We start from the raw sequence: 26,923 nt of genomic DNA on the forward strand, positions 1-26,923 counted from the left end.
TTTCCTACACTAAGGACAGGAGGGATTCATGATGAAAATTGAAGTATGGTCAGATTATGTCTGCCCGTTTTGTTATATCGGGAAGCGTCGTTTAGAAGAGGCGCTCGAACAGTTCCCACAGGCGGACCAAGTAGAAGTCGAATTCAAGAGTTTCGAGCTCGACCCGAACGCGCCGACGAACGATTTACGTACCATTTATGAGGCACTCGCAACGAAATATCGTATGCCGATCGAGCAGGCAAAAGGCACGACGGCACAAGTCGCGGCTCAAGCCCGCGAAGTCGGACTCGATTACGACTTTGAGAACATGGTCGTCACCGGTACGCTCGACTCGCATCGTTTGACGCATTATGCGAAGACGGTCGGGAAAGAAAAAGAATTGTCGGAAGCATTGCTTCAGGCTTACTTTGTCGATGCCAAACACATCGGGAACCACGATGTCCTGCTCGAAATCGCGACAAGCGTGGGGCTCGACCATGACGCTGTCCGTGACGTCTTGACGACTGACGTGTATACGGAAGACGTTCGTGCCGAAGAGAAGCGCGCAAGCGACCTCGGCATCACAGGTGTACCGTTCTTCGTATTCGATAACAAATACGGAGTGTCTGGTGCTCAACCGACGGAAGCGTTCACGCAAGTGCTCGAAAAAGTCTGGTCTGAGAACAATCCGACAATCCAAGTCCTTTCGAACGGTGCGACGTGCACCGACGACAACTGTGATATTTGATTGATGAAGAAGCCGACGTTCGGCTTCTTTTTTGTGGTATTCTCCACCCTACTACTTGATAATAATGATTAGCATATAAGAATCGAGGACTACATCTATGTGGAAAAATCGAAACGTCTGGATCATCTTGACGGGCGAATTCGTCGCCGGTCTTGGTTTATGGCTCGGTATCATTGGTAATTTGGAATTCATGCAAGACCGCGTCCCCTCTGACTTTGTGAAGGCGGTCATTCTTGCCGTCGGCTTACTCGCCGGGGTCGCCATCGGTCCGCTCGCGGGACGCTTGACCGATCAAGGCTCTAAGAAAAACATCATGCTCATCTCAAGCATCGTCCGAGCGCTCAGCGTGCTCTTCATGTTCGTTGCCATCGAGACGAATTCGGTCGTGTGGATGGTCGTCTTTTTGATTATTTTACAAGGGTCGGCGGCTTTTTACTTCCCTGCCCTACAGGCAGCGATCCCGCTCATCGTGAAAGAACGGGAGCTCCTCGCCTTGAACGGCGTCCATATGAACGTTTCGACGTTGTCACGTGTCATCGGGACGGCGATTGCCGGTGTCTTGTTGACACTGATTTCGCTCCGTAACGTCTATGCGCTTTCGCTCGTCGCCTATCTGTTGCTTGCGGTCGCGACGCTCTTCTTAAAGCTAGATGAATCGAAGACACCGTCGGCGAAAAAGATCGATGCGAAGGCGTCGAGTGGCTTCAAAGATGTCTTTCCAATCATCAAATCAATCCCGGTCATCTTCATGACACTCGTCATGACGCTCATCCCACTCCTCTTTATCGGAGGGTTCAACTTGCTCGTCATCAACATCAGTGAGTTGCAGGATTCAACCGCAATCAAAGGATGGATTTATACGGCGGAAGGGCTCGCCTTCATGACAGGTGCCTTCATGATCAAACGGATCGGTGAAAAATTCTCGGCGTTCTCGATTTTATTCTCGTTCTCGTTTTTAATCGGTGTCGCGCAACTGATGCTGTATTTCGCAGACATCCCGTTCATGTCGATTGCGGCGTTCGTCGTATTCGGCTTCTCGGTTGGTTGCTTCTTCCCGACGGCGGTTACGATTTTCCAGACACGGATGCCAAAAGAATATCACGGTCGTTTCTTCTCGTTTCGTAACATGCTCGACCGGATTATCTTCCAAATCGTCTTGCTCGTGACAGGATTCTTCCTCGATTTGATCGGACTTCAGCTCATGGTCGTCTTGTTTGGAGTCAGTTCGATTGCGATGACAGCCGCGTTCCTCGTTTATACACGTAAACATAAACTGCATATCGAAGAAGACTCTGCTGAGAAGATTTCTTCTTAATAAAAACAAGCGATGACCGATGTCATCGCTTGTTTGCGTCTTGAAGCTCTCGCCACCACGTCGTCGTATCATTCCGGCCGTCTAGCGTGATGCGCTCCCCAATCTTTGGAGTGAGGACGACTTCTTTTGGTAAGAGGGACGCCATCTGTTCCGCCGGGTCGAACCAGTCGTGGAACGACAGCGTGAATGCCCCCCAATGAATCGGCATCATCTGGTCGGCGCGTAAATCGTGAAAGGCTTGCGCTGTCTCTTCCGGCTGCATGTGGACGTCTGGCCAGCGCACGTCATATTGTCCGCATTCGAGTGCGGCGAAATCGAACGGTCCGTACTGTTCACCAATCATCTTGAAGTGCGGCGCGTAGCCGCTGTCCCCGCTGAAGAAGAGACGATCTGTCTCGCCGAGGACGACCCATGACGCCCATAACGTGCTGTTGCGATCCGTCAGAGAACGACCGGAGAAGTGACGTGCCGGCGTACAGACGAACGTCCAATTCCCGAACGTATACGACTCGTTCCAATCTCTCTCCACGATTCGCTCAGCACCGACACCCCATCGTTTCAAATGACTCCCTACACCGAGTGGCACGATGAACATGGCGACCTTGTCTTTAACCGCAAGGATCGTCCCATAGTCGAGATGGTCGTAATGGTCATGCGTCAACAAGACGACATCAATTTCAGGCAAGTCCTCGAGGTCGAACGGCAAATCTTCACTGAAACGCTCATTTTTGGCAAACGGAAGCGGCGATGGGCTGCGTCCGAACATCGGGTCGACGAGCATCGTCTTCCCGTCCATTTGTACCATGAGCGCCGAATGACCGAGCCAGTAAATTCTCGTGAAGCTCGAACCTGTCTTCTCCTCGAAATCGATTGGCACAATCGGAAGGCGTTCACTCGGCTTACGAAGCGACGTCACATCACGATAGTCACGAGCCATCGACACCATGTCCTCTGCGGAAAAGTTCATCGGTGTCTCGTATTGATTACGGAATTTCCCGTTGACCTGGTTCGGGGATTGAATTGATTTCGGTTTTCGTCCGAGTGGTTTGTACTGTGTCAGAATCGTCCCGGTGACAGCCGCCATTCCGACTAATGAGAGCAACATCGTCTTTTTCATCTAGATCCTCTTTTCTACAAGTTCGTTGCATTGATTATAACGTGCATGTCTCCATCTGATATCGGTTAGTATGCAGATTCACTTATTTTTCAAAAAAAATGGCGTGTTCTTGACATAAGTCAATGTGCACCTGCTCCCATCCTTTTATGATGGAGACAAGATCATTCGAAAGGAGTTTTTCTCATGACCCATTCAACTGTCCGTTCACAACGGCGTGCCGCGCTTTGGTCTGGAATCGCACTCGTCCTCATGGCACTCGTCGCCTTTTTCGCGCAAGGATACGTCTATCAATCACTCGTCATCGAAAATGAAGCGATGACAACGTATGAGAACTTAATCAGTCATCCGACGCTATTCCGTTTCGGTATCATCGGCTGGGGCATCATTGTCGTGCTAGACCTAATTGTCAACTACGGACTATACCGTTTCTTCAAACCGTTCCACACTACACTCGCCTTACTCGTCGGGACACTTCGCTTCCTTTACACGCTCATTCTCGCCTTCGCCGTTTTACGTCTCGTTGAAGCCGAGCGTCTCCTCGATACTTCCACTTCAGCTAGACAAGTGTATGAAACGGTCACGTCATTTGAAACCATTTGGTCGCTTGGCTTGATCGTGTTCGGTCTTCACCTCATCGCAGTCGGATGGGTTGCGATGAGGACCCAGTTCATTCCAAGAACAATTAGCATCTTACTTGTCGTTGCCGGTTTCAGTTATACGATTGTTCATGCCCTTTACCAATTCCCCACGCTTGAAAGCATGACAACTTTACTTGAGCTCACCCTCATGCTCCCGATGTTCGTCGGCGAATTGGCCTTTGCCGTATGGTTGATCGTGAAAGGAAGAATACTTCCTAGACATGATATCACTCGACAATCCGCAGGTGACGCGTCGCCCGCTTCTTGATCCGACTGAGTGACTCCGGTGTGATACCGAGATAGCTCGCCAGTTGATACTGTGGGACCCGGTGAACCAAGTCGGGTCTCTTCTCCATCATGGCCTGATACCGTTCCTCCGGTGTGGACGACATGAACGAGGCGAAAGTATCCCGCATCGCTCCCATATCTTCTTGCATCATGTCACGCGTCATCGTCTCAAGGACAGGATTCTCCTCGTATTGTTCCTGCTCTGTCGCAAGGTCTCCGACGACGAGACAACATTCCTCTATACACGCTAACGAATACGGTGATCGTCCATCTGCATGATGTTTTGTCAATATGGTAATGCTTTGTTCTTCCGTGATGAAATCGACAGTGTGCTCGTTCCCGTCTTCGTCGACTTTATATTGACGAATGCAGCCACTCAGTACGAAATAGCATTTAGTCGGGACGTCTCCTTGATGCAATAGAATCTTCCCTTTCGGAAACGTGGCAATTGGTACATCCGCTACCAACCGCTCACACTCGTCGTCACTCAAATCTGTAAACCGTTTCATGTATCGAATCAAGACGTCTTTCATCCCGTCCACTCCCTTTCAAGGAAACCGGTCTAGTCCTTCCAGTATAGCAGGTTTCATCAATCAAAAAGACCTGCCTCACTGCTTTGGTGGGACAGGCCTTTGGTTAAGATTTTTGTAAGATTTTAATGTCGTTGATGATGTCTTCCGTCGGGACGTTTTGGAAACCAGGATACGCTTTGATGATTTTCCCTTCCTGGTCGACCAAATAGAAATACGTACCGTGGTCGACTTGTGTACCTTCATCAGGCTTCCGGACGAGCGCTTTGAAGTTTTCTTGGGCGAACGTTTCAATCTCGTCTTGCGAGTAGCCCGACAAGAACTGCCAGTCCGCTTTCGCAAGGTCATAGCCACTCATGAATTCTTTCATCTTCTCTGGAGTGTCCACCGTCGGGTCAACACTGAACGAGACGAATTGCACGTCTTCGACGCCCTCTTCTTCAAGCGCTTCATTGAGCTTCGTCATGTTGTACGTCATTGGCGGACAGACCGTCTCACAGCTTGTGAAGACGAAGTCTGCCATCCACACTTTCCCTTTTAAATCGTCGAGACTGACCATCTCTTCTTCTTGGTTCATGTATTCGAACGATTCGACTTCCCAGTTGAGCGGGTCCTCGATTTCTTGTCCGCATCCTGCTAGGACGATGAGCATCGTCATCAAACTACCGATCCACCATTTCTTCACACGTTCCAACTCCTTATCGCTTTTTGACATTCCACATGAGGATGGTGATGAGCGTGAAAGCTGTCAATGCGAGGAACGGAATCGTGATGAATCCGAGCCAGTTGATGTATTGACCGCTGCACGGAACACCTTGTGCACAAGGCTGAATTTCAGCAAATCCTGGCACTTTTTGTACCAAGTAATGGTAAAGTGAAACAATACCGCCTATGATAGTAAGCGGTAACACATATTTTCGTACCGCCCGATCGTCTGTGAAGACGGCAATCCCTAAGATAATCGTCAATGGATACATAAAGATGCGTTGAATCCAGCATAGCTCACATGGTACAAACTCCCGAATCTCACTGAAATAGAGACTCCCGAGTGTCGCCGTCAACGCGACGAGCCAAGCGAGATACAATCCATATTTTTCGAAAAATGATTTCATCTTATAGATCCTGCTCGATCAACTGTTGGATTTGTTCGTAGTCGAACGGGTCCTCGAGCATCACACCGTTGATCATGATCGAAGGTGTGAATTGAACACCGTTCTCTTTCACAAGCCCGTCGTCCGTACTGACTTTTTCGAGAACGGTCGAGTTTTCGCCAAGGTCTTGTTCAAGTTTTGCCAAGTCGACCGATGTCGTCTCACCTGCGATTTCTTTCAACTTCTCGACCGTCACCCATGCATTGTCGTGTTGTTGTGAAGCCGGTTGCGCGTCATAGAGCGCTTTATGGAACTTCCAGAACGATTCAGGATCTTGCTCGTATACCGACTCGGAAGCGAGGGATGCCAAAATCGATTCTTGTCCGTGGAACAAGACATTAATATAGCTGAAGCTGACATCTTCCTTGTCGAGATAATCCGCTTTCAGTTGCGGATAAATCGTTTCGCCCCACTGTTTACACGATGGACATTTATAATCTCCGAACTCGACAACCGATACTTTCGCGTCCGGGTCTCCGAGTGTCGGTTGTCCCTCGATTGACACGTGATCGCCTCGGTCGGCCGTTGTCGGCTCATCTTGATTGAGCAAGACGAACACCAATGCAATCAATGCGACCGCGACGACGGTCATGATGACCAACCATTGATTCTTTTTCATTTTCTTCACCTCTATTTATTTTCGACTCGTCTTTCATTATAGCGGAAGCTCTTTCACCTATCATGTGTTCGACTCGTTTTTCATAATTGTCTTCATTTCAAGCTTTAGGAGGTTTTTCTCGCATGAATAAGTCTTTTACGATGCGCCTAGGTCTCATTTTGGCGCTCAGTATTGCGACACTCGTCTTTTTACTGACGATTGCACTCACCTCCCTGATCAGTCATCGGGCATCTGATTCGCTCGAACAAGAAATCGGGGAACGTCTTTCGACGACATCACATCAATTGGCGGACAAACTCGATTTTTACATGTGGTCACGCTATCAAGAAGTTCAACTTTTACAAGGGCTCGACCTAGAAGACCCGGACGCAACACGACGACTCCTCGATCAAGTTCAGTCGAACATTCCGGCATTTTCTTGGATGGGTGTCACGGATGCGGAAGGGACTGTCATCGCTTCCACGAACAGCATACTCGAAGAGGCATCTATCGCCGAACGTCCGGTGTATCTCGAAGCGAGAGAAGCACCTTTCATCGGTGACGTCCACGAGGCGGTCCTCTTAGCTGAACTGTTACCGAATCCGACGGGGGAACCGCTCCAATTCGTCGATATCAGTGTCCCCTTATTTCAAGACGGGACGTTTCAAGGGGTTCTTGCCACTCACTTGAGCTGGGCATGGGGAAGAGAAGTACTCGGACATTTTAATCGGACGCTCCATGAACAAGTCGACGATACGGATTTGTTCGTCGTCAGTGAACGAGACAATGTGGTGCTCCTCGGTCCAGACGGTCTAGTCGGAAAACCGCTCCCCGTGTCGTTTACGGAAGGGGCTTCCGTGAAAGAATGGGAGGATGGACAGGACTATCTGACGGGGATGTCGATTGGGGAAGGGTATGATGAGTATCCTGGACTCGGTTGGCGTGTCGTCGTCCGTCAACCGGCAGCCGTCGCGTTCGCGCCGGTCGAGGCGCTAGAGACGAGGATCATATGGATTGGCCTCTTCGCATCTCTTGTGACGGCCGTCATCGGCTGGTTACTCGCTTCCGTCGTCACGAGACCATTGAAACGAATTACTGAAACAGCTTCGCTCATGGAGCAAGGAAAAGTAGATAAATTTCCACATCAATCCGGAATCGAAGAGATTGAGTCACTCGCATTCGCACTGGAATCGCTCGTCACATCCCTCACAGAGTCAGAATCGGAACGGGTGCACTTCGAGCTCCTTGCAAACTGTGACGCGCTGACCGGTCTCTCGAACCGTGTCGCCTTACGTGAGCAGTTGAATCAACTGCACACTTCGAAAGAGCCATACGTTTTCTTTTATATCGACCTCGATGGGTTCAAGGCGGTAAACGATACATACGGTCACGCGGTCGGCGATGAATTGTTAGTCGAAGTTGCACGGCGGCTAAAAGCACTCACAATCGATGAGGTGTACCCGGTCCGCTTGAGCGGGGATGAGTTCTTCCTCATGTTCCCAAGACATGAACGTTCAATTCAGGATATTCAAGAAATCGGGACATCCGTCATCGATTTGCTCTCTCAACCCGTGATTCTCGGTCTCACGTCGGTGAAGGTCGGAGCAAGCATCGGCGCATCGAATTGGTCGCCAGCCGAACCTCCACACGTCGCCATCGAACAAGCGGACGACGCCTTATATCGGTCAAAAGCGAACGGGAAAAAGCGGCTTTCGTTCCATGAGTCGTTCGAATGAATACTGGCATCCATACGAAAAGGAGTTCGTGATGAACTCCTTTTTGTTTACTCTTCGGTTTCCGTATTCACGTCTTCCTGCTTGTCTTCCTCTTTGGGCATCGGCTCTAAGTCCATCGTATACACGTATTCCGCACCGAAGTTATTTATGATGAACAACTCTTCTTCTGCGCGTGTCGCGAGTCCGTTCGAGAATCCGATGACGGCGTACATCTCCTCTAGAAGAAGATCTTGTTCTTTGTCAATCTCAACAAAGATGGCTTGTTCCCATCGTTCGATGATTTGACCGAGTTGACGATAATCTTCGGACTTGATTTTATTCTTGTCCCGTAGCAACTCTAAATAGTCGCGGACCTCTTTCAGATTGTCATGCGTCATCGGGATGGCACCCGCCTTTTCCGTCGCCAAAATCTTTTGGTGCGTCATCAGATGCATCGCTTCAACGAGATTTCCTTTGTTCAATTTCTTCGGTTCGTCAAAGACGAGTCCTGTCGTCTCCTGCGGATTAATTCGACGCGTCACGTTTTGACGCCGTCCGAGCGGGTCTTCTTCTTTGATGATGTCAATCAATTCAAGCGCCCGCTCATACTCTTCTTCCGTCAAATTGTCCCGGTCGAGCTCACTTTGATTCGGTCCCATCCAATACTGATAGAATGCATATGTAGCAATGATCACTATTACTAAAACAAGTCCCATCCAAGGAAACCATTTTTTCCATTTCATTTACCATTCACGCCCTTTTACTGATTCTCTCCATCAAGGATAACATATATACCTTGCTAAAAATTCCAATAAAAGGTTTTTTGTCTTGACCTTAAACAAAAAAGTACCCGCCTCCTGATATCGGAGCGGGTACTTCCTCTACATCTTATGCTTCGAACAACAATTGTTCTGGATCTTCAATCATCTCTTTGATGTGCTTGAGGAATGTCACAGCCTCACGACCATCTACGATTCGGTGGTCATATGAGAGTGCGACATACATCATCGGACGGTTTTCCATCGTGTCCGCGTCGATTGCGACTGGGCGGAGTTGAATCGAGTGCATCCCGAGGATCGCGACCTGTGGTCCGTTCAAGATTGGTGTTGAAAGAAGTGAACCGAACACGCCACCGTTTGTGATCGTGAACGTACCACCTGTGAGGTCGCTCAAACCAAGCTTGTTGTTACGCGCTTTATCCGCAAGGTGAAGGATGTCTTTCTCGATTTCACCGAAGTTTTTACGATCTGCTTCACGGACGACAGGGACGACGAGACCGTCTGGCGCCGATACGGCAATTCCGATATCGTAATATTTCTTCAAGACGATTTCATTTCCTTGGATTTCAGCGTTCAAGTAAGGCATGCGTTTGAGAGCGGCGACCGCTGCTTTCGTGAAGAATGACATGAAGCCGAGTTTGACATCGTTGTCTTTCACGAATTTCTCTTGGCGACGTTTACGAAGTGCCATGACCGCCGACATATCGATTTCGTTGAACGTCGTGAGCATTGCTGCCGTCTGTTGCACTTCTACGAGACGGTTGGCAATCGTTTGACGACGACGTGTCATCTTGATGCGCTCTTCTTCTTTCCCACTTGCCGCCGGTTGTGGTGCTGGAGCTGCAGCAGCTGGTTTTTGCTCTTTCACAGCTGGTTTGTCTTCATGTTTTGAAACGTCATGGACATTGATGCGTCCCATCGGATCGTTCGTTTGAACGGCCGAGAGGTCGATGCCTTTCTCACGAGCGAGTTTACGGGCAGCAGGTGTTGCGATTGGTCCTTTACCTGGGCTCGCGACGTGTTCTTCGCGTTTCTCTACTTTCTTGCCTTCTTCAACAGACTCCGTTTTCTTCTCAGCCGGCGCTTCTGTCTTCGTTTCTGTCACGTTTTCTGTCTTCGTCTTCGTCGCGACAGCCGTTCCGCCACCAGAACCTGAACCGAGACGTGCGATGACGTCACCAACTTGAACTGTATCCCCTTCTCCGGCAAGTTGTTCTTCTAACACACCCGCTTCGTCAGCTGGGACTTCGATATTGACCTTATCCGTCTCAAGCTCGACGATGGCTTCCCCTTTTTCGACTTGGTCGCCTGGCTGTTTGAGCCATGTCGCGACCGTTCCTTCCGTAATGGATTCTGCTAATTCAGGTACTTTAATTTCGACCACAATGAGTTCCCCCTTAACTTATTTACGATCTTTTTGGTATGTGCTCGTGCCTGCACCGCTCGAGACGACGTCGCGAGAAAGTGCTTCACGGATGATGCGTGCTTGTTCTTGTTTATGGGCTGTCGGATTTCCTTCAGCCGGGCTCGAACGACGGCGACGCCCGATGTAACGAACGTCGAGTCGGTTCGTCGTGACCGCTTCAAGGCGAGGCTCAATGTATGTCCAAGCTCCCATGTTTTTCGGTTCTTCTTGTACCCAGACGATTTCGCGTGCGTTCGGATAACGGCTGATGACGTCACGAATCTCGCGTACCGGGAATGGATAGATTTCCTCGACCCGGATGATGTGCAAGAAGTCGAGTGACTCTTCTGACTTGCTGACCGCTTCCGCGAGGTCGATTGCCATCTTCCCTGTGCAGAAGACGAGACGTTCGACTTTCTCTGCGTTCTCACCGAGACCTGGCTGTTCAACGATCGGTTTGAAGCTCTCTTCCGTGAACGCCTCGATTGGTGACGTCGCGAGCGGATGACGAAGCAGACTCTTCGGTGTCATGATGATCATCGGGCGAATCTCTTCTTTGCCGAGCATCTCAGCTTGGCGACGGAGAATATGGAAGTATTGTGCCGCAGATGAAAGATTTGCGACTGTCCAGTTTTTCTCACCGGCAAGCGTCAAGTAACGCTCCATCCGTGCACTCGAGTGCTCTGGTCCTTGTCCTTCGTAACCGTGTGGCAAGAGCATGACAAGCCCTGATTTTTGACCCCATTTCGCACGACCTGCCGAGATGAACTGGTCGAACATGACTTGCGCCGAGTTCGCAAAGTCACCGTATTGGGCTTCCCATAGTACGAGTGTGTCTTGGGCGAATACGTTATAACCGTATTCAAATCCAAGAACTGATCCTTCTGAAAGCGGGCTGTTGTAGACAGAGAACGAAGCTTTCGCCGTCGACAGCTGATGGAGTGGCGAGAACTTCTTCCCTGACTCGACATCGTTCAACATGATGTTCCGTTGGGCGAACGTTCCGCGTTCGGAATCTTGACCGCTCAAACGAACCGGCGTACCGTCTGAAAGAATCGACGCGAAGGCAAGCGTCTCCGCATGACCCCAGTCGATTTTTCCACCTTCACCGAATGCGTCACGGCGACGGTCGAGTACTTTTTGAAGCTTATGGAAGACTCCGAAGCCTTCTGGCCAGTCAAGCAACTCTTCGTTCAATTGCGTGAGGAGTTCGAGTTCTACGCTCGTATCGACTTTTGGGAATCCTTTATGGACCGCGTCCGGCAAGACGATGTCAGCATCCTCTTCCTCAGAAGGAACGAGGTCGCGTGCTGCTTTAAGCGCCTCTTCGATCTTTTGCTCGATTTGTGCTTTCTCATCTTTTGTCATGACGCCTTCTGCCTCAAGTTGCTCGGCATATACGTGACGGACAGACTGATGTCCTTTGATTGCTTTATAAAGAACCGGGTTCGTATTCATCGGTTCGTCCATTTCGTTGTGACCGTAGCGACGATACCCAATCAAATCGACCAAGATGTCCTTATGGAATTTGGCACGATACTCACTGATCAACTTCGCGACGGCGACACATGCTTCCGGGTCGTCCGCATTTACGTGGAGGACCGGAATCTCATATCCTTTGGCGATATCACTCGCGTAACGTGTCGAACGTGAATCGTTCGGGTCCGTCGTGAAACCGATGGTGTTGTTCGCAATGACGTGAACCGTTCCACCCGTACGATAACCCGTCAAGTTCGTCATGTTGAGCGTCTCCGCGACAATTCCTTGTCCTGGGAACGCCGCATCTCCATGAATCAAGATCGAAGCTGCCAAATCATCTTGTTGTACAGCCGAACCTTTTTTAGAACGATCATCTTGCGCGGCACGCGTGTACCCTTCAACGACCGATCCGACGAATTCAAGGTGACTCGGGTTGTTCGCCAAATTGAGACGTACTTCTTTTTGTTGTTCAAGCACTTTTCGGTCAAGACCGAGGTGATATTTCACGTCGCCTGACCAACCGAAGTTGATGCCGATTGATCCTTCAGACGGAATCAATTCTTTATTTGGTGCATGTTGGAACTCCGCAAAAATCATCTCGTACGGCTTGCCGAGTACGTGAGCGAGTACGTTCAGACGTCCACGGTGCGCCATTCCGATGTTGATATGTTCAGACCCGCTCGAGATCAGGCCTCCGACCATTGCGTCGAGTAACGGCACCATCGCATCCAATCCTTCGATGGAGAAGCGTTTCTGTCCGACATATGTCTTATGAAGGAATGATTCAAACAGTTCTGTCTCGGCTAGACGTTTGAACAATTCGATTTTTTCTTCTTTTGAGAAGGTTTGTTTCAATGCGCCTTGTTCGACTTGACGGCGAATCCACTTCTTCTCTTCCATATCGTCTAGGTGACGGAGTTCGATTGCAACCGTCCCTGTATAGACATCAAGCAAGTGACGGAATAACTCAAGGGCACTCGCATTTGGTTTCGGTGCATCGTCTGAAAGAAGACGGGCCGGAATTTGTTTTAAATCTTCTTCTGTCAAATCATAACGAGACAGTTCGAACAATTCTTGTTCGCGCGGATGGTCTTTCAATGGATAAATATCCGCCGCCTTATGACCGAACGCACGGATGTCGTTGACGAGACGTGTCGCCGAGACGACCTTCTCTAAGTCAAACGACGGACCCGAGGCCGGTACTGCTGTCGGTGATGATTCTGGTGCCCCGTTCTCGTCGAAGTATCGACGTGTCTCCTCATCGACCGAAGACGGGTCTTCTAAATATTGCTCGTACAGTTCAATGATGTAGCCTAAGTTAGGACCATAAAATGCTTGCGATTTCTCGTGAACATTCGACGACTCTCCCATTGAATAAATCCCCCTTATCCATTCCTAAACGTCCAATCTGTGAACGCTTTCATTTTAACATGTAGCCCGAAGCCGTTCACTCTTCTCTTACCCTAGTGAACAAAACCAAATCTTGCCTCTTACGCTCAACTTCATACTACACCTTTCATGCTAGAAAGACCCTTACAAATTCACAATTCGTCCATACTATTCCGATAAGTTTTGCTTATCGATAAATTGTGTCTCAAAAGATTTGTTTCAAACATTTCAAAAAAAGATGAAACCTTATTTCAAACAAGCCCGTAGAAGGGGATGTAGGAAGAACACTATCACTCATAAAAGAAAGTTAGGTGACCACATGTTATCCGTACAAAATGTCCATAAGAAAATGGGAAAAGCAACGGTATTGACGAATGTCAGCTTTGATGTCGTACCAGGTGAAATCTTTGGTTTCCTGGGGCCAAACGGTGCCGGGAAGACGACAACTATTCGAATCATTACAGGTCTCATGCCTGCAACACACGGGACCGTGACGGTCGATGGGTATGACGTCGCGAACAACCGCCAAGAGGCGCTCAGCCGAATCGGAGCCATCGTCGAGAATCCGGCGTTTTATCCGTACATGACCGGTCGTGAGAACTTGATTCACGCCATGAACTTGATTCCGAACTTAAAGAAAGTCGATTTGAACGCACTTGGTGCGCTCGTCGGACTCGACGGAAAGCTCGATATGAAAGTCAAACAGTATTCGCTCGGGATGAAACAACGCCTCGGGATTGCCCGCGCCTTGTTGCATAATCCAAAAGTACTTATCCTTGATGAGCCAACAAACGGTCTAGACCCAGCCGGGATTGCCGACCTTCGGAATTACTTACGCCACCTTGCGGATCACCGCGGCATCGCCATCCTCATCTCGAGTCACTTGTTGAGTGAGATGGAACTGATCACGGACCGCTTCGCCATCATTGACCAAGGACAAATCAAATCAGTAGAAGACGGTCAGACGAAAGCCGATAGCGTCATCCTCTGTAAAGTAGCGAAAGAACAGATGAGTGATGCACTCGATGTCGCAGCTCTCGCTTTCGATGATGTAAAAATCGTTCAACAGTCTGCCGAGTCGTTCATCGTGCCACGTCAGGAGACCGATATCCCTGTCCTACTGAAGCGGTTGATTGAACGTGATATCGCCGTCTATCAGATCGGCATGAAGCACGAGTCACTCGAAGAACAATTCTTGAAATTGACGAAAAAAGAAGGAGGTACGAACAATGCGTTCATTACTCAGCAATGAATGGATGAAGTGGCGCCGCACGATTAAACCTTACGTCGCCTTGGGTGTATACACTGCGATCATCCTCATCGTTTATGCCGTACTAGCGAGCGGAGATGGGACACCGGAAGCTGATTCGTTCTTTGAATTCTCAACGATGGGCGCCATCGCCTTCCTCAGCATCTTTACTATCGTCTTCACGGCCGAGATGGTCGGGAATGAGTTGAAATTTGATACGTTGAAGCACCTCTTGATGAGTCCGTATTCCCGAGACCGCATCTTGTTGTCAAAACTCGTCATGGCCGTTCTCGTCATGTTGCTTCAATTCGTCTTTATTTTAGTCGTCGCGTTCGGGTTTTCACTCACGTTAGACGGCTCTGTCACATGGGACGTCGTTCGCCCTATTCTCATCAGTGTGAGCGGACCAATCTTCATCATCTTCTTGACGCTCATGTTCTCGGTCGTCTTCAAGTCAGTCGGCGTCGTCATCGGTTTTACGGTGCTCGCGAACTTCGCCTCAAGTATCATCGGGGGTCTTCTCGTTGCCTGGAAACCTGAACTCGCAAAATGGATTGTCTTCTTGCATTCAGACCTTTCTATTTATGATGTGAATCCAGAATTCATGAAAGCGATGGATGCTACGATGGGCTTCTCCATCTTCTATGTCGCCCTTCATATCATCGCCTTCTATCTCATCACGGCATTTATGTTCCGTAGCAAAACGTTCGCGGAATGAGAACAGGTCCCTTTTGATTCAAACGAATCGAAAGGGACTGTTGTTCGTCTTCATATGTGTGATGACTTCAAGACACCTTTGTCACACAAATTCAACATTCTGTCAGAAGTCTCCCACATGTATGCGATATGATGAAACTAACAGTACGTAAGAAGGATGTGACAATATGGCTCTCACGATTGGATTAGCATTGCTCGTCTGTTTGATTGCACTTATTTTTACCATCATGGTCGGACTTGGAAAAGACCGCTCGACGTACAGCCAAAAGAAGAGCTGGTCGATGGTTTCTTGGCTCTACATCATTTTGCTCCCTGTCTCGTTTATCGGACTCGGACTTCTCTATTATTTCATTACGAAATAACGCAAAAAAATCACGATGCCCGGATAGAGGCATCGTGATTTTTTATGCGATTAGGTCGCTCCAAATTTTGATGGTACTCGCTAAGATGAGTAACGCCAAAATCCATTGAAGCGCTTTTGTATTCATATTCTTCCCGACATTCGCCCCGATTGGTGCAGCGATCAGACTCGCGATAATCATAATGATTGCCGGACCCCAAACGATTTGATCGGTGATGATTTTACCGAACGTCGACCCGATCGACGAGATGAATGTGATGGCGAGTGAACTTGCGATTGCCATCTTTGTCGGAATGCGCAAGACGACGAGCATAATCGGCATGAGAATGAATGCCCCTGCTGCTCCGACGATACCAGCTGCAATCCCTACGATGAAAGCTGAACTTGCCGCGATCACCTTGTTGAACTGCACTTGGTCAAGTGGCATATCGTCCACTTGCGGTTTCGGTAAGAACATCATGATCGTCGCAATCGTCGCAAGTACGGCGTAAACGACATTGATCATCGTCTCCGATAAAATCGTCGACCCGTATCCTCCAATGAAGCTTCCGATCAAGACCGCCACACCCATATAGAGGATCAACTGTTTGTTTAAGTATCCACCCTTACGATAGGCATAAATCCCACCGATTGTCGCAAAGAACACTTGAATCGCACTGATCCCTGATACTTCGTGCGCGCTGAACGCCGCAAATCCTAAGATTGGTGGAATGTATAACAGCATCGGATACTTGATGATCGACCCACCAATCCCGACCATCCCTGAAATGAACGACCCGATAAACCCAATAAGAAAGATTGTAATGATAAACCCGAACTCCATATTGACTCCTCCATTTACTCTCGTATTCTCTACTTATTCAATCGATTCCCAAGCCATCATACCGCCTGACACATCATAGATTTCGGTATAACCGGCATCTTTTAATCGACTAGCAGCCTGGGCACTTCGATTACCGCTTCGACAGATGACGTAGATTGGCTCATCTTTCGGATACGGTAACTCGTTGGCATCTAATGAAGATAGTGGTGCGTTCACCGCCCCTTCAATATGCCCCCCATCGTATTCAGACGTTTCTCGTACGTCAAGGAGTGTTATTTCCTCGTTTTCCAATTTGTTTTGTAGAGTTTCAGCATCGATTTTCGTGATTTCATCCTTTTCTGATGTGATTACAAAGATAAAAATCACCATAACAGCCAAAATCCCAACAAATAAGGAAATTTTCTTCATGTTTTCCCCTCCAATTCTTTTCACTTGCGCTCATTATACCTTAGGGGGTATATTAAAGCCAACGAAACATTCTCGTTGCCAAAAACCTTAAACACGAAAAGGAGATCAAAGACTCATGAAGACGATTACGACTACTGAATTAGAAGCGTTACTTCAAGCTGACGACTCACTCAACCTCATCGATGTACGAGAGGTTGATGAATATGCTGGAGGTCACATTAAACAAGCGAAAAACGTACCACTTTCTGAATTCGGGGCAAAAGTCGATGAGCTCGATCGCTCTAAACCGATTCACGTCATTTGCGCAGCCGGTGGACGCAGCATGAACGCATCTGCTTACCTCGACTCACTCGGATTCGATGTCACGAACGTCGACGGTGGGATGATGAGCTGGCAAGGCGAAGTCGAATAAAACCATTACATTCATTTATAGGGGGAAATCCACATGCTATTACGTTATTTTTATGATGAGAAATTAGCACAAGCTTCATATATGGTCGGATGCCAAATGACAGGAGAAGCCATCGTCATCGATCCGGCCCGTAACATCGAGCCATATCTTCAAGAAGCGAAAAAAGAAGGCATGAACATTGTCGCAACAGCTGAGACACACATTCATGCGGACTTTGTATCGGGCTCACTCGAACTTGCGAAGCGCACAGGTTCGAAAGCTTATTTATCAGATGAAGGCGATGCTTCTTGGAAGTATGCGTTCGCCAAAGACATCGACGCACAACTCGTCAAAGAAGGCGACACGTTCAAAATCGGAAACGTGACACTTGAAGTCATGCACACACCGGGTCACACACCAGAACACATTTCGTTCCTTCTGTATGACCGGAACCAGACACAACCGATGGGTATCTTCACAGGCGACTTCGTCTTCGTCGGAGATATCGGTCGCCCCGACCTTCTTGAAGAAGCAGCCGGTGTGAAAGGAACGACGGCAATCGGCGCGGAACAAATGTTTGATTCACTCAAGAAATTCATGGCGCTTCCTGACTTCGTTCAAGTTTGGCCAGGACACGGTGCAGGCAGTGCTTGCGGGAAAGCGCTCGGCGCGATTCCAACGTCGACGGTCGGTTATGAGAAAGCGACGAACTGGGCGCTTCAAATGACGGACAAAGATGCCTTCATCAAAGAGTTGACGACGGATCAACCAGAACCGCCGAACTACTTCGCCATGATGAAGAAAGTGAACAAAGAAGGCATTCAAGTGACGACAGACGTCGCTCGTCCTGAAGTTGTCGGTTCAGATCGCCTTGATACACTCGTCGAAGAGACGCAAGTCGTCGACACGCGTAAAGGGGAAGACTTTGCGAACGGACACGTACCTGGGACAATCAACATCCCATACAACAACAAGTTCGTCTCGTGGGCTGGCTGGCTCGTCAACTTCGACAAAGACATCACACTCATCGCAAGTGCGGAAGATGTCGATCAAGTACAGACCGACCTTCAATCAATCGGTCTCGACCGTCTTCGCTTCATCGTTCCGGTCGAAGAGCTCGACGCTTCACTCTTGACGGAAACGTATACGGACGTGACGGCAGAAGAAGCAATCGAAGCTGCAGAAAAAGGTGACGTCTTCGTCCTCGACGTTCGTAACGCGACAGAATGGAACGCGAGCCATTACGAAAAGGCAGAGCGCATCTTGCTCGGTAAACTCACACGTGATCACGAAGGTCTTCCGACCGATCAAACGATTGCGGTCCACTGTGCATCAGGCGTACGCTCACGCATGGCTGCAAGTGTCCTTCAATCGCTCGGCTACAAAGATATCCACAATATCCTTGGTGGCTACGGCGCAATGAAGACTGTCTTGAACGCTCAACAAATCAAGTAATGTTATACTGACTATGAATATGGCGCCCGCTTCGAGAGGGGCGCCTTTTGTTTAGGAGGGAAAGACGTGGTCGCTATCGGTCCACTTAACATTCGTGTCGATTTACTCATTTTTTTAGTAAGCCTTGGTATCCTTTACGGGATCTTTCGTTTCCTCGGTCTGAAGAGTAAGCAACGTGAAGCCGTCATCGGTACATGGTTTTATGGATTCCTTGCCTGGAAAGGAAGCGCCATCCTCATCGGTCTGTTGACGACTCGTGATATTTCTCTTGCTCTCTATGCTACAGGAGGGGTATGGTCTCAATGGATCGCGGCCGTTGTTGTCCTTTGGCTCGTCTATCGACTCGATCGAGACCTTTTAGGATATTGGATGCTGAGCGGGCTCCTCATCTGGCTCGGGATGACGCTCGCGGTTCCGGTATACGGGACGATATTCTCTCTACCCGACCAGCCGATTCATCTTTGGAGTGCTGTCCTTATCCTCATACTATTCGGGATGACATGGCGTTGGATGCATGCACCGACTCGAGGACACCTCCTTTGGACCGTCCTTGGCGCATCTAGTACCTGGCTGTTTCAGTCGTATGCGGTTGGACAAGTTCAATGGTGGATGATGGGCATCTCCTTCATCCTGCTCGGGCTTTCGCTCTATGTCGCTCGTCCTTCAAGAAGAGTCATACAATTGAGTATCGGTGCTCTCGTCTTGCTCGCGATCGTGAATGCTGCCCTACCGGAACGCGCGACACAAACGATCATGACAGAGACGGCATCGACCGGGCTAAACATCGGGCAAATTCCCCCATCGTTTGAGTTACAACGAACTGACGGGAGTACGTTCGACTTAGCAGCGTTACGCGGTCAACAAGTCGTCGTTAACTTTTGGGCGTCCTGGTGTCCTCCGTGTCGTGCAGAAATGCCGGACATGGCGGCGTTCGCGAAAGAGCGAGACGACGTGACGATTGTCGCCGTCAACACGACGACGAGCGAACGTGACCCGGACAATGCCATCTCGTTCGTCGAACCGTACGAAGATGCGTTTACTGTCGTCTATGACCGTGACGGTCAAGTCGGAGATGCGTACCGGATTCAGGCGATGCCGACGACATATGTGCTCGATGAATCCGGTGTGATCATCGCAAAACAATTCGGTGCCATCGATAAGAATTGGCTCGATGCTCAAGTAAATTGAACATAACAAAACCGCCGACAGTGATTTGTCGGCGGTTTATCTTATTGCTTCAAATATCCTTGTGCTTTCAAGAAGTCTTTGACGTCAAGACGCGTTGATTTTGACAACATGCGTCCCATCTGTCCAGTCCACGTGTCTTTACGCGGGTTCGAGCCACGGACCATATAGTAATCGTGGATCAACGCATCGTAATCGGAAAGGGACTGCTTCATCCGTTCTGGATTCGCTTCATACGTGTTCTCATGATAAACATGCTGGAACGGCAAGCGTGGTTTTTGATCTTCGACTGAGGCCGGTACACCGACGGCCATACCGAAGAGCGGGATGACCCGTTCCGGCAATTCGAGCACTTCTTTGACCGCAAAAAGGTCGTTCCGAATGCCACCGATATAACAGATGCCGAGCCCCATCGACTCTGCCGCTACGGCCGCATTTTGTGAGGCGAGTGCAGCGTCAATCACAGCGACAAGCAACTTCTCATCAGTCTCAAGCGTCGCAGACACTTCCGCTTCCTGTAGCTCACCAATCATTTCATGGCGATGCAAATCCGCACAAAAGACGAAAAAGTGACCGTTCTCGACGACATAGGACTGGTTGCCCGCAATCTCGGCAAGTCGTTTCTTCTTCGCTTCATCGGTCACCCCGATGATGGAATAGGCTTGGATAAAGCTAGACGTCGATGCGCGTTGAGCGCTCTCAACGATGGTTCGGATTTGTTCATCTGTTAATGTCTCGTCCGTAAAGTCACGGACGGAACGGTGGTTCAATAATGTCTCAATCACTTCGTTCATACGTTCTTCCCCCTTTTTTTCAATCTTGGCACAAGCTTTCTGAATCCACAAATGAGAGGAATCCGTCGGGCACATTTTGAAGGAGGACGCTCACTTCTCGTTTTCTTATGCTATCATTATAGACTACATAGAAAATACGACAGCGTAACTTCGAATAAGGAGCGAGATATATGAAAAGAATGCCATTTTACATTCCATTCCTGCTTGGGGTGTTTCTCCTCTCCGGTTGTACGGATGCCGATGTGAGCGTCCCGACGTCGACTGAAGAAACCGTCGAAGAGGAACCGACACAAGAAGAACAGACAACCGAGACGCCTTCACCTGAACAGGAAGAAGATTTATTTGAAGGCTATACACAAATTGAGGTCGATGGCGGTGATCAGTCCGGAACACGGGAAGCGAATGTCGTCGTCGATATCGGCTTCGGCGACCGTGAGTACTGGGCGTTCACGAACGAGCATGGTCAATTGATTCGTGTTATCGCCGACGAAATCACGCTTCAAGACGATGAGACCGAAGACGTCAATTCTTCTGGTCGCTATTATTCAGACGAGGCGAAAGTTCCGGGTGTCGAAGACCCGAATCTCGATGAAGGTCATATCATCGCTGATTCGCTCGGTGGTGTCTCGAATGCCTATAACATCACACCACAAAACAGTGCACTCAACCGCTACGGGGACCAGGCGTTCATGGAAGATGTCATTCGAAAGGCTGGCGGTGCGAAAGACTTTGAGGCGATCATTACCTATCCGAACACGACGACACAGATTCCTTCCCGCTACCAGTATACGTATACCGTACGAGGCAACACGGTCACGGATACCTATGGTAACGAGGACCCGGAAGAAGTGAACGAATCGCTCGATTTGACGGACGACTCTCCACCTGACGTGACGACGGAACCGGTCGAGGAGCGAGACTTATCCGATATCGACGTTGACGGAAACGGACAAGTGACGATCAAAGAAGCGAAAAACGCCGGATTCGAGATGCCGATCACACGTGATCATTGGTTGTATCAATACATGGACGACCGAGACGGTGACGGGATGGTCGGTGAATAAGTACAATAGACGAGACGTTCCTCTATGAAAGGAGCGTCTTTTTGCATTCAAAAAAAACCGCGGCACAAGACCGCGGTTACATGCTTAGTTCGACATTTGGTTCAAGAATGGTGCGAGATCAACGTTCAACTCGTTCGAGAGACGCTCCCCGAGTTCACGATCCGCACGATAGAAGTTGCAAATCAAGAGGAGAACCGTCTTCTCATGACGAACTTCTTTGATATGCGCGACGAGGTTACGGATTAGCGCGTCCTTCTCTTCCTGAGAATAACGGCGATACACTTCTCCGGCCTGACCGAAGTCGTTCGTCTTCTCAATCTTCTGACGACCTGTCACGCCTGTAATCGGTTGCGGCGTTTCAATATAGTCCGCGTTCGGCTTCGGTGCGTCTTCATAGCGGTTTGGCTCGTAGTTGACCGGACTCGTCTGTTGCTTGAACGGCATCGCCCCGTCACGCTGGTTGTTCGCGACTTGAGCGAACGGGCAGTTGATCGGAAGTTGGAGATAGTTCGGTCCGATACGGTGACGCTGCGTATCCGAATACGAGAAGAGTCGTCCTTGGAGCATCTTGTCTTCCGACGGCTGGATTCCTGGGACGAGAACCCCCGGGTTGAAGCCGACAGATTCTGTCTCGGCGAAGAAGTTGTCGACGTTCTTATTGAGCGTCATCGTTCCGACCAATTGATACGGGATGACGTCTTCGAACCAATCTTTCGTCGCATCGAGTGGGTCAAAGTCGAAGTTGTCCATGTCCGCTGGGTCTAAAATTTGCACATATAGATCCCATTCCGGATAGTCTCCTTGCTCAATCGCGTTGAACAAGTCACGTGTCGCGTGGTTGAAGTCTTCCGCCTGAATCTTCGCGGCTTCTTCCATTGACAAGTTTTGAATGCCTTGCTTCGGTACCCAGCGCATCTTTATGTACACCGTGTTGCCGAATTCATTCACCCACTTGAAGGAATGGACGGATGACCCTCGCATGTGGCGATACGATGCTGGGATTCCCTCGTCACTGAAGAGATGCACGAGCATGTTCGTTGATTCCGGTGTGAGCGACATGAAGTCGAAGAAGCGGTCTGGGTCTTGAAGATTTGTTTGTGGGTCCGGTTTGAGCGAGTGAATCACGTCCGGGAATTTAATCGCGTCACGGATGAAGAAGACCGGCAAGTTGTTTCCGACGAAGTCATAGTTTCCTTCTTCTGTGTAGAACTTGACGGCGAAACCACGTGGATCACGAAGCGTTTCTGGTGAACCTAAGCCGTGGATGACGGTCGAGAAACGCGCAAATACAGGCGTCTCTTGTCCCTCTTCTTGCAAGAATGCCGCTTTTGTATATCGTTTCATACTATTTTTTACAGTGAAGACACCATGCGCCCCTGCCCCTCTCGCGTGAACGACGCGTTCTGGTACACGTTCACGATCGAAATGCGCTAATTTCTCAATTAGTTGGTAGTCTTCGAGAAGCGTCGGGCCCCGACGACCGGCAGTGATGGAGTTGGCGTTATCCCCGATTGGTACGCCTTGGTTAGTAGTTAGTTGACGGTGTTGATCCATATGATTGCCTCCCATTATTTATAATCATTACAATCTTGATATTAATAAAAAATTAGAATGATTACAAATAAAAAGCTCGTGAATCACGAACTTTTTTTCATGTGTCTCTTTTGTTTGGCTTTTTCACGTTGATGAAGCGTGACGACGAAGAACGCGGCGAGCACTCCACCAAGTGACCCAGCGATGATGTCGACCATCGTATCGTCGTTCCCGTTCCCTTGCATCGTTGTGTTTAAGACGACGTCGGATGTAAATTCATACATCTCCCAAAGCGCCGCACCAGCCATAGAAAAGACGACGATATAGACGAATAAAAATCGTTTCGGAATTTCGGTTCGAATATCGTCATCGAGTCGACTGAAAAAGTCGAACCCTAAAAATGCGAGAAAGATACCGCTCAAAAGATGAAGGAATGTGTCCCACCAGCCGTTCCCGTACAGCCCGACGATGGACCCTAAATACTGTGAGGCAAATAAGAACAGGATATATGCGACCTTCATCTTGCTATCGAGCTCTGTTTTGAACATCTTCTCAATGAAAAACGGGATGAGACCAGAGATGATCCCGGCTCCCGCCACACTCGCATCGAACCAGGATTCTTCAATGATTGATGTCACGAGCATGACCGCCATGAACAAGACGAATCCGAATTCGAGGATACGCCCTTTCGAGAGCTTCATGTTACTTCGCCTTCTTTCGTCTAGTTTGTTCTCTATAAGCTTTATTCCCAACTCTTAATCGTGTTCAACCACACAATCGAATTTAGTTGGACTTACTTGCTTTTCACGAACATATGTTCTATAATGTATATTATGAATCCGAGGAGGAACTTGCTATGCCGATCAATCCGTATCTCAACTTTAATGGGAATTGCCGTGACGCCGTGAACTTCTATGCGAACGTATTCAACCATGCTGCTCCAGACATCATGACGTTCGGTGACCAACCTGGTCCAGACGGTCAACCGGTGCCGAGTGAAATGGCCAATCTCGTGCTGCATACCCGACTATCGATTCATGGCTCATCGCTCATGTTTTCTGATGCGATGCCTGACGGACCGGTCACGTTCGGAGACAACGTCACACTCGCCGTCGTCACGGACGACCTCGATGCCATCCACCGTGAGTTCGAAGCGCTCTCTGTGAACGGCCGTGTCTTGATGCCGCTTCAAGAGACGTTTTGGAGCAAAGCGTATGGCATGCTCGAAGATCAGTTCGGTGTCCAATGGCAGTTTAGCCACGAAGCATAAGAACGACAAAAAATCCCCGATCCTTAACGAATCGGGGATTTGCTTATTTTTGGGCTACGAAGAAGATGCGCTCCGCATCCGCTCCCGGTGCATGTTCGGTAAAATCAGATGTGACCGATTTGACGTGGAACCCAGCACCAATCAACCATTGCATGTACTGCCCTGGTTCATATGTCCGTTGCTCATGCGTCTCCTCGATCCGCTCGTACGTCCCGTCTTCAAGCGCGACGAAGAACGTCAAATCGTGAACGACCGAGAGCGGTGCCTCTCCCGGGTCGGCAAACCAGATATACGAGCAATCTTCCCCGTTTGACGCGTACGTCTTTTGGTTGAAGAGCGTCTGCATCTTATTCGGCGCATGGACATCAAAGATGAAAAGCCCGCCCGGTTTGAGTTGGTTGTAGACAGATTCGAACGTATCGATCACATCTGCCTCATCCCGTAGATAGCAGAGTGAGTCACAGAGGATCGTCACCGCATCGACCGGTTCCGGTAACTCCAACTCACGCATATCTTGTTCCCAAAGTGGCAACTCGATTTCTGCTTCGAGTGCCTTTTCTTGTGCGACTTCGAGCATCGACTCCGATAAGTCGATCCCCATCACGTCGTAATGTTCGGCGAGGCGAATCGTAGCCGATCCTGTCCCACATCCGACATCCGCGAGTGTCGCGCCATCTTGGACGTGACGACGCACGAAAGCGACCCACTCATCATACGGCGCGTCTTTCATTAACTCGTCGTATACATAGGCGAATCCTTCGTATGCCATTAGCCGACTTCCACTTCGACGTGCGGCGCGTCAGCCCACAATTTCTCTAGGTTGTAGTAATCACGGTCGTCACGATGGAAGATGTGGACGACGACGTTTTCGAGGTCAGCGAGTACCCAACGTGCCGTGTCCATTCCTTCAAACTTGTGGAGTGGTAGGTCATTTTCGCCAGCGACATCTTTGATCTCACGCGCGATCGCTTCGACTTGCTTCTCCGAGTTCCCGTGACAGATGACGAAGTAATCCGCGATCGGCGAGATCCCTTCCATGTCGAGTACGACGATTTCCTCGGCACGTTTATCGTCAGCCGCTTTTACAATCAATTCTAATTCTTCTCTTGCAGTCATATTGACCCTCCTAAGGTGTATTCACAAAATCATTATACGTTTCAATCGTCAGTGGAAAAATGCGCACCGACTTCTTCAATAAAAATTCAATCGTTTGGCGCAGTGTCGCGACAACCGCCCCTTCGAGCGAATGCGCTGCCTCTACTCGCAGGCGATCAACCCCTGGATAATTCCGATTCGGTTCGATGGCATCGGCCACGAACAGGATTTGATCGAGACGAGACATCCCAGGCTCTCCCGTCGTGTGATTCCGAATCGCCGATAGTACGGTTTCCTCGAGTTCATACTGACGGGCAAGCAAGATCGCACCGACCGGCGCATGCAACAACTCGTCCCCGTACTCAAGAAGGCTTGAATCAAGTCCCTCTTCGATGACGACTTGACGCATCTCTTCCGTGTCAAAGTACTTGGCGTAGTCATGAAGCATCGCTGCTAGACGAGCCTCTTCGACGTTCTCGCCGTACTGAACCGCCATCCGCTCTGCCGTCTCGACGACACCGAGCGTATGAATATAGCGTTTTTCTGGTAGCGTCTGTTTAATCAACTCATGCGCTTCTTCAAACGTCATACAGCTTATGCTCCTTCACATACGTCTCGACAAGCGCCGGGACCAAATATTTGATGGATTTGCCTCGCTTCGCCCGCTCTCGAATATCGGTGGACGAAATCTCAAGTTGTGGCATATCGATCGGACGAACGTCCGCCTTCTCCGGGATCAAGTAACGCGTCCCAGGACGGGCGACGGCGCCGAATGCGACGAGTCGGATAAGTGTCTCATAGTCATGCCACGACTCGAGTGCAACGAGCGAATCCGCTCCAATCAAGAAATAGAACGTATCGTCTGGATGCTGTTCGATCAACCGCTTCATCGTCTCCACCGTATAAGACGGCTCACTCCGTTCAAATTCAATCAAGTTCAGCTTGAAGTCTGACTGACCTTGAATGGCGCGGCGGGTCATCTCGATTCGATGGTCTGCCGAGCTGAAGCCGACCTTGTGTGGCGGAATCGCAGCCGGTAAAAACCAGACTTCATCGAGCTCAAGTTGTTCGCGAGCTTGTTCGGCAATCAACAGATGTCCGAGATGCGGCGGGTCGAACGTGCCCCCCATCAAACCGATGCGGCTCATGGGAGTTTGATTTGGCGATTTTCTTTCTCAGTCGCCTCTTTGTATAAGACGATGACTTTACCAATGACTTGAACAACCTCAGCTTTTGTACCTTCTGATAATTCGCCGGCCACGTCTTTTGGCGTGTCCATGCAGTTTTGAAGTACTTGAACTTTGATCAATTCGCGTTTTTCGAGTGCGTCCACGATATCTTTACACATCGCTTCGCTGACCCCATTCTTCCCAACTTGATAGATTGGTGAGAGATGGTGCGCTTCTGCGCGTAAAAAGCGTTTTTGTTTACCTGATAGCATAGTATA

At 49.4% G+C, this 26,923-nt stretch carries 30 protein-coding genes; 12 read left to right on the forward strand and 18 right to left on the reverse strand.

All coding sequences use genetic code 11. The features are described 5' to 3' along the window. The first annotated feature begins 31 nt into the window (after positions 1-31). Both ACQKD4_RS09810 and ACQKD4_RS09815 read left to right on the forward strand, forming a co-directional pair. A complete protein-coding gene (locus tag ACQKD4_RS09810; protein ID WP_427373174.1) occupies positions 32-727 on the forward strand; it encodes a DsbA family oxidoreductase in 696 nt (231 codons plus the stop codon). Positions 728-824: 97 nt separating this feature from the next. Next, a complete protein-coding gene (locus ACQKD4_RS09815; RefSeq protein WP_427373175.1) occupies positions 825-2,042 on the forward strand; it encodes an MFS transporter in 1,218 nt (405 codons plus the stop codon). Between the two features lie 22 nt (positions 2,043-2,064). On the opposite strand, the gene ACQKD4_RS09820 is transcribed toward ACQKD4_RS09815, so the two are convergent. Continuing rightward, on the reverse strand, positions 2,065-3,159 hold the full coding sequence (locus ACQKD4_RS09820; RefSeq protein WP_427373177.1) for an MBL fold metallo-hydrolase: 1,095 nt from the start codon (positions 3,157-3,159) through the stop codon (positions 2,065-2,067). A gap of 183 nt (positions 3,160-3,342) precedes the next feature. Between ACQKD4_RS09820 and ACQKD4_RS09825 the strand changes: the two genes are divergently transcribed. Then, complete coding sequence (locus ACQKD4_RS09825) at positions 3,343-4,065, forward strand: DUF4386 domain-containing protein (protein ID WP_427373178.1); 723 nt, start codon at positions 3,343-3,345, stop codon at positions 4,063-4,065. On the opposite strand, the gene ACQKD4_RS09830 is transcribed toward ACQKD4_RS09825, so the two are convergent. From ACQKD4_RS09830 to ACQKD4_RS09845, 4 genes are all read right to left on the reverse strand, one after another. After that, positions 4,025-4,618: a Crp/Fnr family transcriptional regulator gene (locus ACQKD4_RS09830; RefSeq protein ID WP_427373179.1), complete on the reverse strand. Its 594-nt coding sequence runs from the start codon at positions 4,616-4,618 to the stop codon at positions 4,025-4,027. The two genes, ACQKD4_RS09825 and ACQKD4_RS09830, sit on opposite strands and share 41 nt — an antisense overlap. Before the next feature lie 103 nt (positions 4,619-4,721). Beyond that, positions 4,722-5,309, reverse strand: a complete 588-nt coding sequence (locus tag ACQKD4_RS09835; RefSeq protein ID WP_427373180.1) for an SCO family protein — start codon at positions 5,307-5,309, stop codon at positions 4,722-4,724. Positions 5,310-5,313: 4 nt separating this feature from the next. After that, positions 5,314-5,727: a disulfide oxidoreductase gene (locus ACQKD4_RS09840; RefSeq protein WP_271305175.1), complete on the reverse strand. Its 414-nt coding sequence runs from the start codon at positions 5,725-5,727 to the stop codon at positions 5,314-5,316. A 1-nt stretch (position 5,728) separates the two neighbouring features. After that, positions 5,729-6,385, reverse strand: coding sequence for a DsbA family protein (locus ACQKD4_RS09845; protein WP_427373181.1), 657 nt, complete (start codon positions 6,383-6,385; stop codon positions 5,729-5,731). Positions 6,386-6,507: 122 nt separating this feature from the next. Here ACQKD4_RS09845 and ACQKD4_RS09850 point away from each other — a divergent pair, with 122 nt between their 5' ends. Beyond that, positions 6,508-8,100, forward strand: coding sequence for a diguanylate cyclase domain-containing protein (locus ACQKD4_RS09850; protein WP_427373182.1), 1,593 nt, complete (start codon positions 6,508-6,510; stop codon positions 8,098-8,100). A gap of 47 nt (positions 8,101-8,147) precedes the next feature. Here the strand turns inward: ACQKD4_RS09850 and ACQKD4_RS09855 are convergent, their stop codons facing one another. From ACQKD4_RS09855 to ACQKD4_RS09865, 3 genes are all read right to left on the reverse strand, one after another. Further along, the gene (locus ACQKD4_RS09855) at positions 8,148-8,822 is read right to left on the reverse strand and encodes a DUF6241 domain-containing protein (protein ID WP_427373183.1); all 675 of its coding nucleotides are present in this window, start codon (positions 8,820-8,822) and stop codon (positions 8,148-8,150) included. 145 nt (positions 8,823-8,967) lie between these two features. Then, complete coding sequence (gene odhB / locus ACQKD4_RS09860; protein ID WP_427373184.1) at positions 8,968-10,242, reverse strand: 2-oxoglutarate dehydrogenase complex dihydrolipoyllysine-residue succinyltransferase; 1,275 nt, start codon at positions 10,240-10,242, stop codon at positions 8,968-8,970. Positions 10,243-10,260: 18 nt separating this feature from the next. Beyond that, entirely contained in the window at positions 10,261-13,113 is a 2,853-nt protein-coding gene (locus ACQKD4_RS09865) for a 2-oxoglutarate dehydrogenase E1 component (RefSeq protein WP_427373186.1), read from the reverse strand. Between the two features lie 337 nt (positions 13,114-13,450). Between ACQKD4_RS09865 and ACQKD4_RS09870 the strand changes: the two genes are divergently transcribed. The 3 genes from ACQKD4_RS09870 (at position 13,451) to ACQKD4_RS09880 (ending at position 15,459) form a co-directional block, all read left to right on the forward strand. Then, positions 13,451-14,383: an ABC transporter ATP-binding protein gene (locus tag ACQKD4_RS09870; protein ID WP_074032697.1), complete on the forward strand. Its 933-nt coding sequence runs from the start codon at positions 13,451-13,453 to the stop codon at positions 14,381-14,383. Next, positions 14,361-15,098 (forward strand): ABC transporter permease, encoded by a 738-nt coding sequence (locus ACQKD4_RS09875; RefSeq protein WP_427373189.1) that lies wholly within the window; start codon positions 14,361-14,363, stop codon positions 15,096-15,098. The genes ACQKD4_RS09870 and ACQKD4_RS09875 overlap by 23 nt, the downstream gene beginning before the upstream one ends. Before the next feature lie 166 nt (positions 15,099-15,264). Beyond that, entirely contained in the window at positions 15,265-15,459 is a 195-nt protein-coding gene (locus ACQKD4_RS09880; protein ID WP_214696058.1) for a hypothetical protein, read from the forward strand. Between the two features lie 42 nt (positions 15,460-15,501). Here the strand turns inward: ACQKD4_RS09880 and ACQKD4_RS09885 are convergent, their stop codons facing one another. Both ACQKD4_RS09885 and ACQKD4_RS09890 read right to left on the reverse strand, forming a co-directional pair. After that, positions 15,502-16,281, reverse strand: coding sequence for a sulfite exporter TauE/SafE family protein (locus ACQKD4_RS09885; RefSeq protein WP_427373190.1), 780 nt, complete (start codon positions 16,279-16,281; stop codon positions 15,502-15,504). A gap of 33 nt (positions 16,282-16,314) precedes the next feature. Continuing rightward, positions 16,315-16,689, reverse strand: coding sequence for a rhodanese-like domain-containing protein (locus ACQKD4_RS09890; RefSeq protein WP_224860276.1), 375 nt, complete (start codon positions 16,687-16,689; stop codon positions 16,315-16,317). Between the two features lie 115 nt (positions 16,690-16,804). Between ACQKD4_RS09890 and ACQKD4_RS09895 the strand changes: the two genes are divergently transcribed. The 3 genes from ACQKD4_RS09895 to ACQKD4_RS09905 all read left to right on the forward strand — a co-directional run bounded on the left by ACQKD4_RS09895 (position 16,805) and on the right by ACQKD4_RS09905 (position 19,723). Next, a complete protein-coding gene (locus ACQKD4_RS09895) occupies positions 16,805-17,101 on the forward strand; it encodes a rhodanese-like domain-containing protein (RefSeq protein ID WP_015881009.1) in 297 nt (98 codons plus the stop codon). A 33-nt stretch (positions 17,102-17,134) separates the two neighbouring features. Next, positions 17,135-18,535 (forward strand): MBL fold metallo-hydrolase, encoded by a 1,401-nt coding sequence (locus ACQKD4_RS09900; RefSeq protein WP_427373192.1) that lies wholly within the window; start codon positions 17,135-17,137, stop codon positions 18,533-18,535. A 66-nt stretch (positions 18,536-18,601) separates the two neighbouring features. Next, positions 18,602-19,723: a TlpA family protein disulfide reductase gene (locus tag ACQKD4_RS09905; protein WP_427373193.1), complete on the forward strand. Its 1,122-nt coding sequence runs from the start codon at positions 18,602-18,604 to the stop codon at positions 19,721-19,723. A 41-nt stretch (positions 19,724-19,764) separates the two neighbouring features. Here the strand turns inward: ACQKD4_RS09905 and nfsA are convergent, their stop codons facing one another. Next, positions 19,765-20,514, reverse strand: coding sequence for an oxygen-insensitive NADPH nitroreductase (gene nfsA, locus ACQKD4_RS09910; RefSeq protein ID WP_214785359.1), 750 nt, complete (start codon positions 20,512-20,514; stop codon positions 19,765-19,767). Between the two features lie 170 nt (positions 20,515-20,684). Between nfsA and ACQKD4_RS09915 the strand changes: the two genes are divergently transcribed. Continuing rightward, on the forward strand, positions 20,685-21,578 hold the full coding sequence (locus ACQKD4_RS09915) for a DNA/RNA non-specific endonuclease (RefSeq protein ID WP_427373194.1): 894 nt from the start codon (positions 20,685-20,687) through the stop codon (positions 21,576-21,578). Positions 21,579-21,662: 84 nt separating this feature from the next. On the opposite strand, the gene ACQKD4_RS09920 is transcribed toward ACQKD4_RS09915, so the two are convergent. Beyond that, the gene (locus ACQKD4_RS09920; RefSeq protein WP_214785361.1) at positions 21,663-23,132 is read right to left on the reverse strand and encodes a catalase; all 1,470 of its coding nucleotides are present in this window, start codon (positions 23,130-23,132) and stop codon (positions 21,663-21,665) included. Positions 23,133-23,215: 83 nt separating this feature from the next. Beyond that, positions 23,216-23,812 carry a hypothetical protein gene (locus ACQKD4_RS09925; protein WP_427373195.1) on the reverse strand — a complete coding sequence of 199 codons (597 nt, stop codon included), beginning with the start codon at positions 23,810-23,812 and terminating at the stop codon, positions 23,216-23,218. Between the two features lie 155 nt (positions 23,813-23,967). On the opposite strand from ACQKD4_RS09925, the gene ACQKD4_RS09930 reads away from it, so the two are divergent. Continuing rightward, complete coding sequence (locus ACQKD4_RS09930) at positions 23,968-24,381, forward strand: VOC family protein (protein WP_427373196.1); 414 nt, start codon at positions 23,968-23,970, stop codon at positions 24,379-24,381. Positions 24,382-24,424: 43 nt separating this feature from the next. Here ACQKD4_RS09930 and ACQKD4_RS09935 read toward each other — a convergent pair whose 3' ends face one another. Genes ACQKD4_RS09935 through yhbY form a run of 5 tightly spaced genes read right to left on the reverse strand, consistent with a single transcriptional unit; the run spans position 24,425 to position 26,917 of the window. Further along, positions 24,425-25,150 carry a class I SAM-dependent DNA methyltransferase gene (locus ACQKD4_RS09935; protein WP_047795583.1) on the reverse strand — a complete coding sequence of 242 codons (726 nt, stop codon included), beginning with the start codon at positions 25,148-25,150 and terminating at the stop codon, positions 24,425-24,427. Further along, positions 25,150-25,497, reverse strand: a complete 348-nt coding sequence (gene rsfS / locus ACQKD4_RS09940) for a ribosome silencing factor (RefSeq protein WP_074032684.1) — start codon at positions 25,495-25,497, stop codon at positions 25,150-25,152. Before rsfS ends, ACQKD4_RS09935 begins: the two co-directional genes overlap by 1 nt. Before the next feature lie 10 nt (positions 25,498-25,507). Then, positions 25,508-26,065: a bis(5'-nucleosyl)-tetraphosphatase (symmetrical) YqeK gene (yqeK, locus tag ACQKD4_RS09945; RefSeq protein ID WP_214696077.1), complete on the reverse strand. Its 558-nt coding sequence runs from the start codon at positions 26,063-26,065 to the stop codon at positions 25,508-25,510. Continuing rightward, complete coding sequence (locus tag ACQKD4_RS09950) at positions 26,055-26,624, reverse strand: nicotinate-nucleotide adenylyltransferase (RefSeq protein WP_214696089.1); 570 nt, start codon at positions 26,622-26,624, stop codon at positions 26,055-26,057. The genes yqeK and ACQKD4_RS09950 overlap by 11 nt, the downstream gene beginning before the upstream one ends. Next, positions 26,621-26,917 (reverse strand): ribosome assembly RNA-binding protein YhbY, encoded by a 297-nt coding sequence (gene yhbY, locus ACQKD4_RS09955; protein WP_074032681.1) that lies wholly within the window; start codon positions 26,915-26,917, stop codon positions 26,621-26,623. Before yhbY ends, ACQKD4_RS09950 begins: the two co-directional genes overlap by 4 nt. Between the last annotated feature and the right edge of the window lie 6 nt (positions 26,918-26,923).

Origin of the sequence: Exiguobacterium sp. NPDC077395 (assembly GCF_050269125.1) — a bacterium.
Taxonomy (GTDB): Bacteria; Bacillota; Bacilli; order Exiguobacteriales; family Exiguobacteriaceae; genus Exiguobacterium; species Exiguobacterium aestuarii_A.

Bases quoted from the DNA above. Each gene is read 5' to 3' on its own strand.
- ACQKD4_RS09810 (WP_427373174.1), top strand. From the start codon at position 32: ATGAAAATTGAAGTATGGTCAGATTATGTCTGCCCGTTTTGTTATATC.
- ACQKD4_RS09815 (WP_427373175.1), top strand. From the start codon at position 825: ATGTGGAAAAATCGAAACGTCTGGATCATCTTGACGGGCGAATTCGTC.
- ACQKD4_RS09820 (WP_427373177.1), bottom strand. From the start codon at position 3,159: ATGAAAAAGACGATGTTGCTCTCATTAGTCGGAATGGCGGCTGTCACC.
- ACQKD4_RS09825 (WP_427373178.1), top strand. From the start codon at position 3,343: ATGACCCATTCAACTGTCCGTTCACAACGGCGTGCCGCGCTTTGGTCT.
- ACQKD4_RS09830 (WP_427373179.1), bottom strand. From the start codon at position 4,618: ATGAAAGACGTCTTGATTCGATACATGAAACGGTTTACAGATTTGAGT.
- ACQKD4_RS09840 (WP_271305175.1), bottom strand. From the start codon at position 5,727: ATGAAATCATTTTTCGAAAAATATGGATTGTATCTCGCTTGGCTCGTC.
- ACQKD4_RS09845 (WP_427373181.1), bottom strand. From the start codon at position 6,385: ATGAAAAAGAATCAATGGTTGGTCATCATGACCGTCGTCGCGGTCGCA.
- ACQKD4_RS09850 (WP_427373182.1), top strand. From the start codon at position 6,508: ATGAATAAGTCTTTTACGATGCGCCTAGGTCTCATTTTGGCGCTCAGT.
- ACQKD4_RS09855 (WP_427373183.1), bottom strand. From the start codon at position 8,822: ATGAAATGGAAAAAATGGTTTCCTTGGATGGGACTTGTTTTAGTAATA.
- ACQKD4_RS09865 (WP_427373186.1), bottom strand. From the start codon at position 13,113: ATGGGAGAGTCGTCGAATGTTCACGAGAAATCGCAAGCATTTTATGGT.
- ACQKD4_RS09870 (WP_074032697.1), top strand. From the start codon at position 13,451: ATGTTATCCGTACAAAATGTCCATAAGAAAATGGGAAAAGCAACGGTA.
- ACQKD4_RS09875 (WP_427373189.1), top strand. From the start codon at position 14,361: ATGCGTTCATTACTCAGCAATGAATGGATGAAGTGGCGCCGCACGATT.
- ACQKD4_RS09880 (WP_214696058.1), top strand. From the start codon at position 15,265: ATGGCTCTCACGATTGGATTAGCATTGCTCGTCTGTTTGATTGCACTT.
- ACQKD4_RS09885 (WP_427373190.1), bottom strand. From the start codon at position 16,281: ATGGAGTTCGGGTTTATCATTACAATCTTTCTTATTGGGTTTATCGGG.
- ACQKD4_RS09890 (WP_224860276.1), bottom strand. From the start codon at position 16,689: ATGAAGAAAATTTCCTTATTTGTTGGGATTTTGGCTGTTATGGTGATT.
- ACQKD4_RS09895 (WP_015881009.1), top strand. From the start codon at position 16,805: ATGAAGACGATTACGACTACTGAATTAGAAGCGTTACTTCAAGCTGAC.
- ACQKD4_RS09900 (WP_427373192.1), top strand. From the start codon at position 17,135: ATGCTATTACGTTATTTTTATGATGAGAAATTAGCACAAGCTTCATAT.
- nfsA (WP_214785359.1), bottom strand. From the start codon at position 20,514: ATGAACGAAGTGATTGAGACATTATTGAACCACCGTTCCGTCCGTGAC.
- ACQKD4_RS09915 (WP_427373194.1), top strand. From the start codon at position 20,685: ATGAAAAGAATGCCATTTTACATTCCATTCCTGCTTGGGGTGTTTCTC.
- ACQKD4_RS09920 (WP_214785361.1), bottom strand. From the start codon at position 23,132: ATGGATCAACACCGTCAACTAACTACTAACCAAGGCGTACCAATCGGG.
- ACQKD4_RS09925 (WP_427373195.1), bottom strand. From the start codon at position 23,812: ATGAAGCTCTCGAAAGGGCGTATCCTCGAATTCGGATTCGTCTTGTTC.
- ACQKD4_RS09930 (WP_427373196.1), top strand. From the start codon at position 23,968: ATGCCGATCAATCCGTATCTCAACTTTAATGGGAATTGCCGTGACGCC.
- ACQKD4_RS09935 (WP_047795583.1), bottom strand. From the start codon at position 25,150: ATGGCATACGAAGGATTCGCCTATGTATACGACGAGTTAATGAAAGAC.
- rsfS (WP_074032684.1), bottom strand. From the start codon at position 25,497: ATGACTGCAAGAGAAGAATTAGAATTGATTGTAAAAGCGGCTGACGAT.
- yqeK (WP_214696077.1), bottom strand. From the start codon at position 26,065: ATGACGTTTGAAGAAGCGCATGAGTTGATTAAACAGACGCTACCAGAA.
- ACQKD4_RS09950 (WP_214696089.1), bottom strand. From the start codon at position 26,624: ATGAGCCGCATCGGTTTGATGGGGGGCACGTTCGACCCGCCGCATCTC.
- yhbY (WP_074032681.1), bottom strand. From the start codon at position 26,917: ATGCTATCAGGTAAACAAAAACGCTTTTTACGCGCAGAAGCGCACCAT.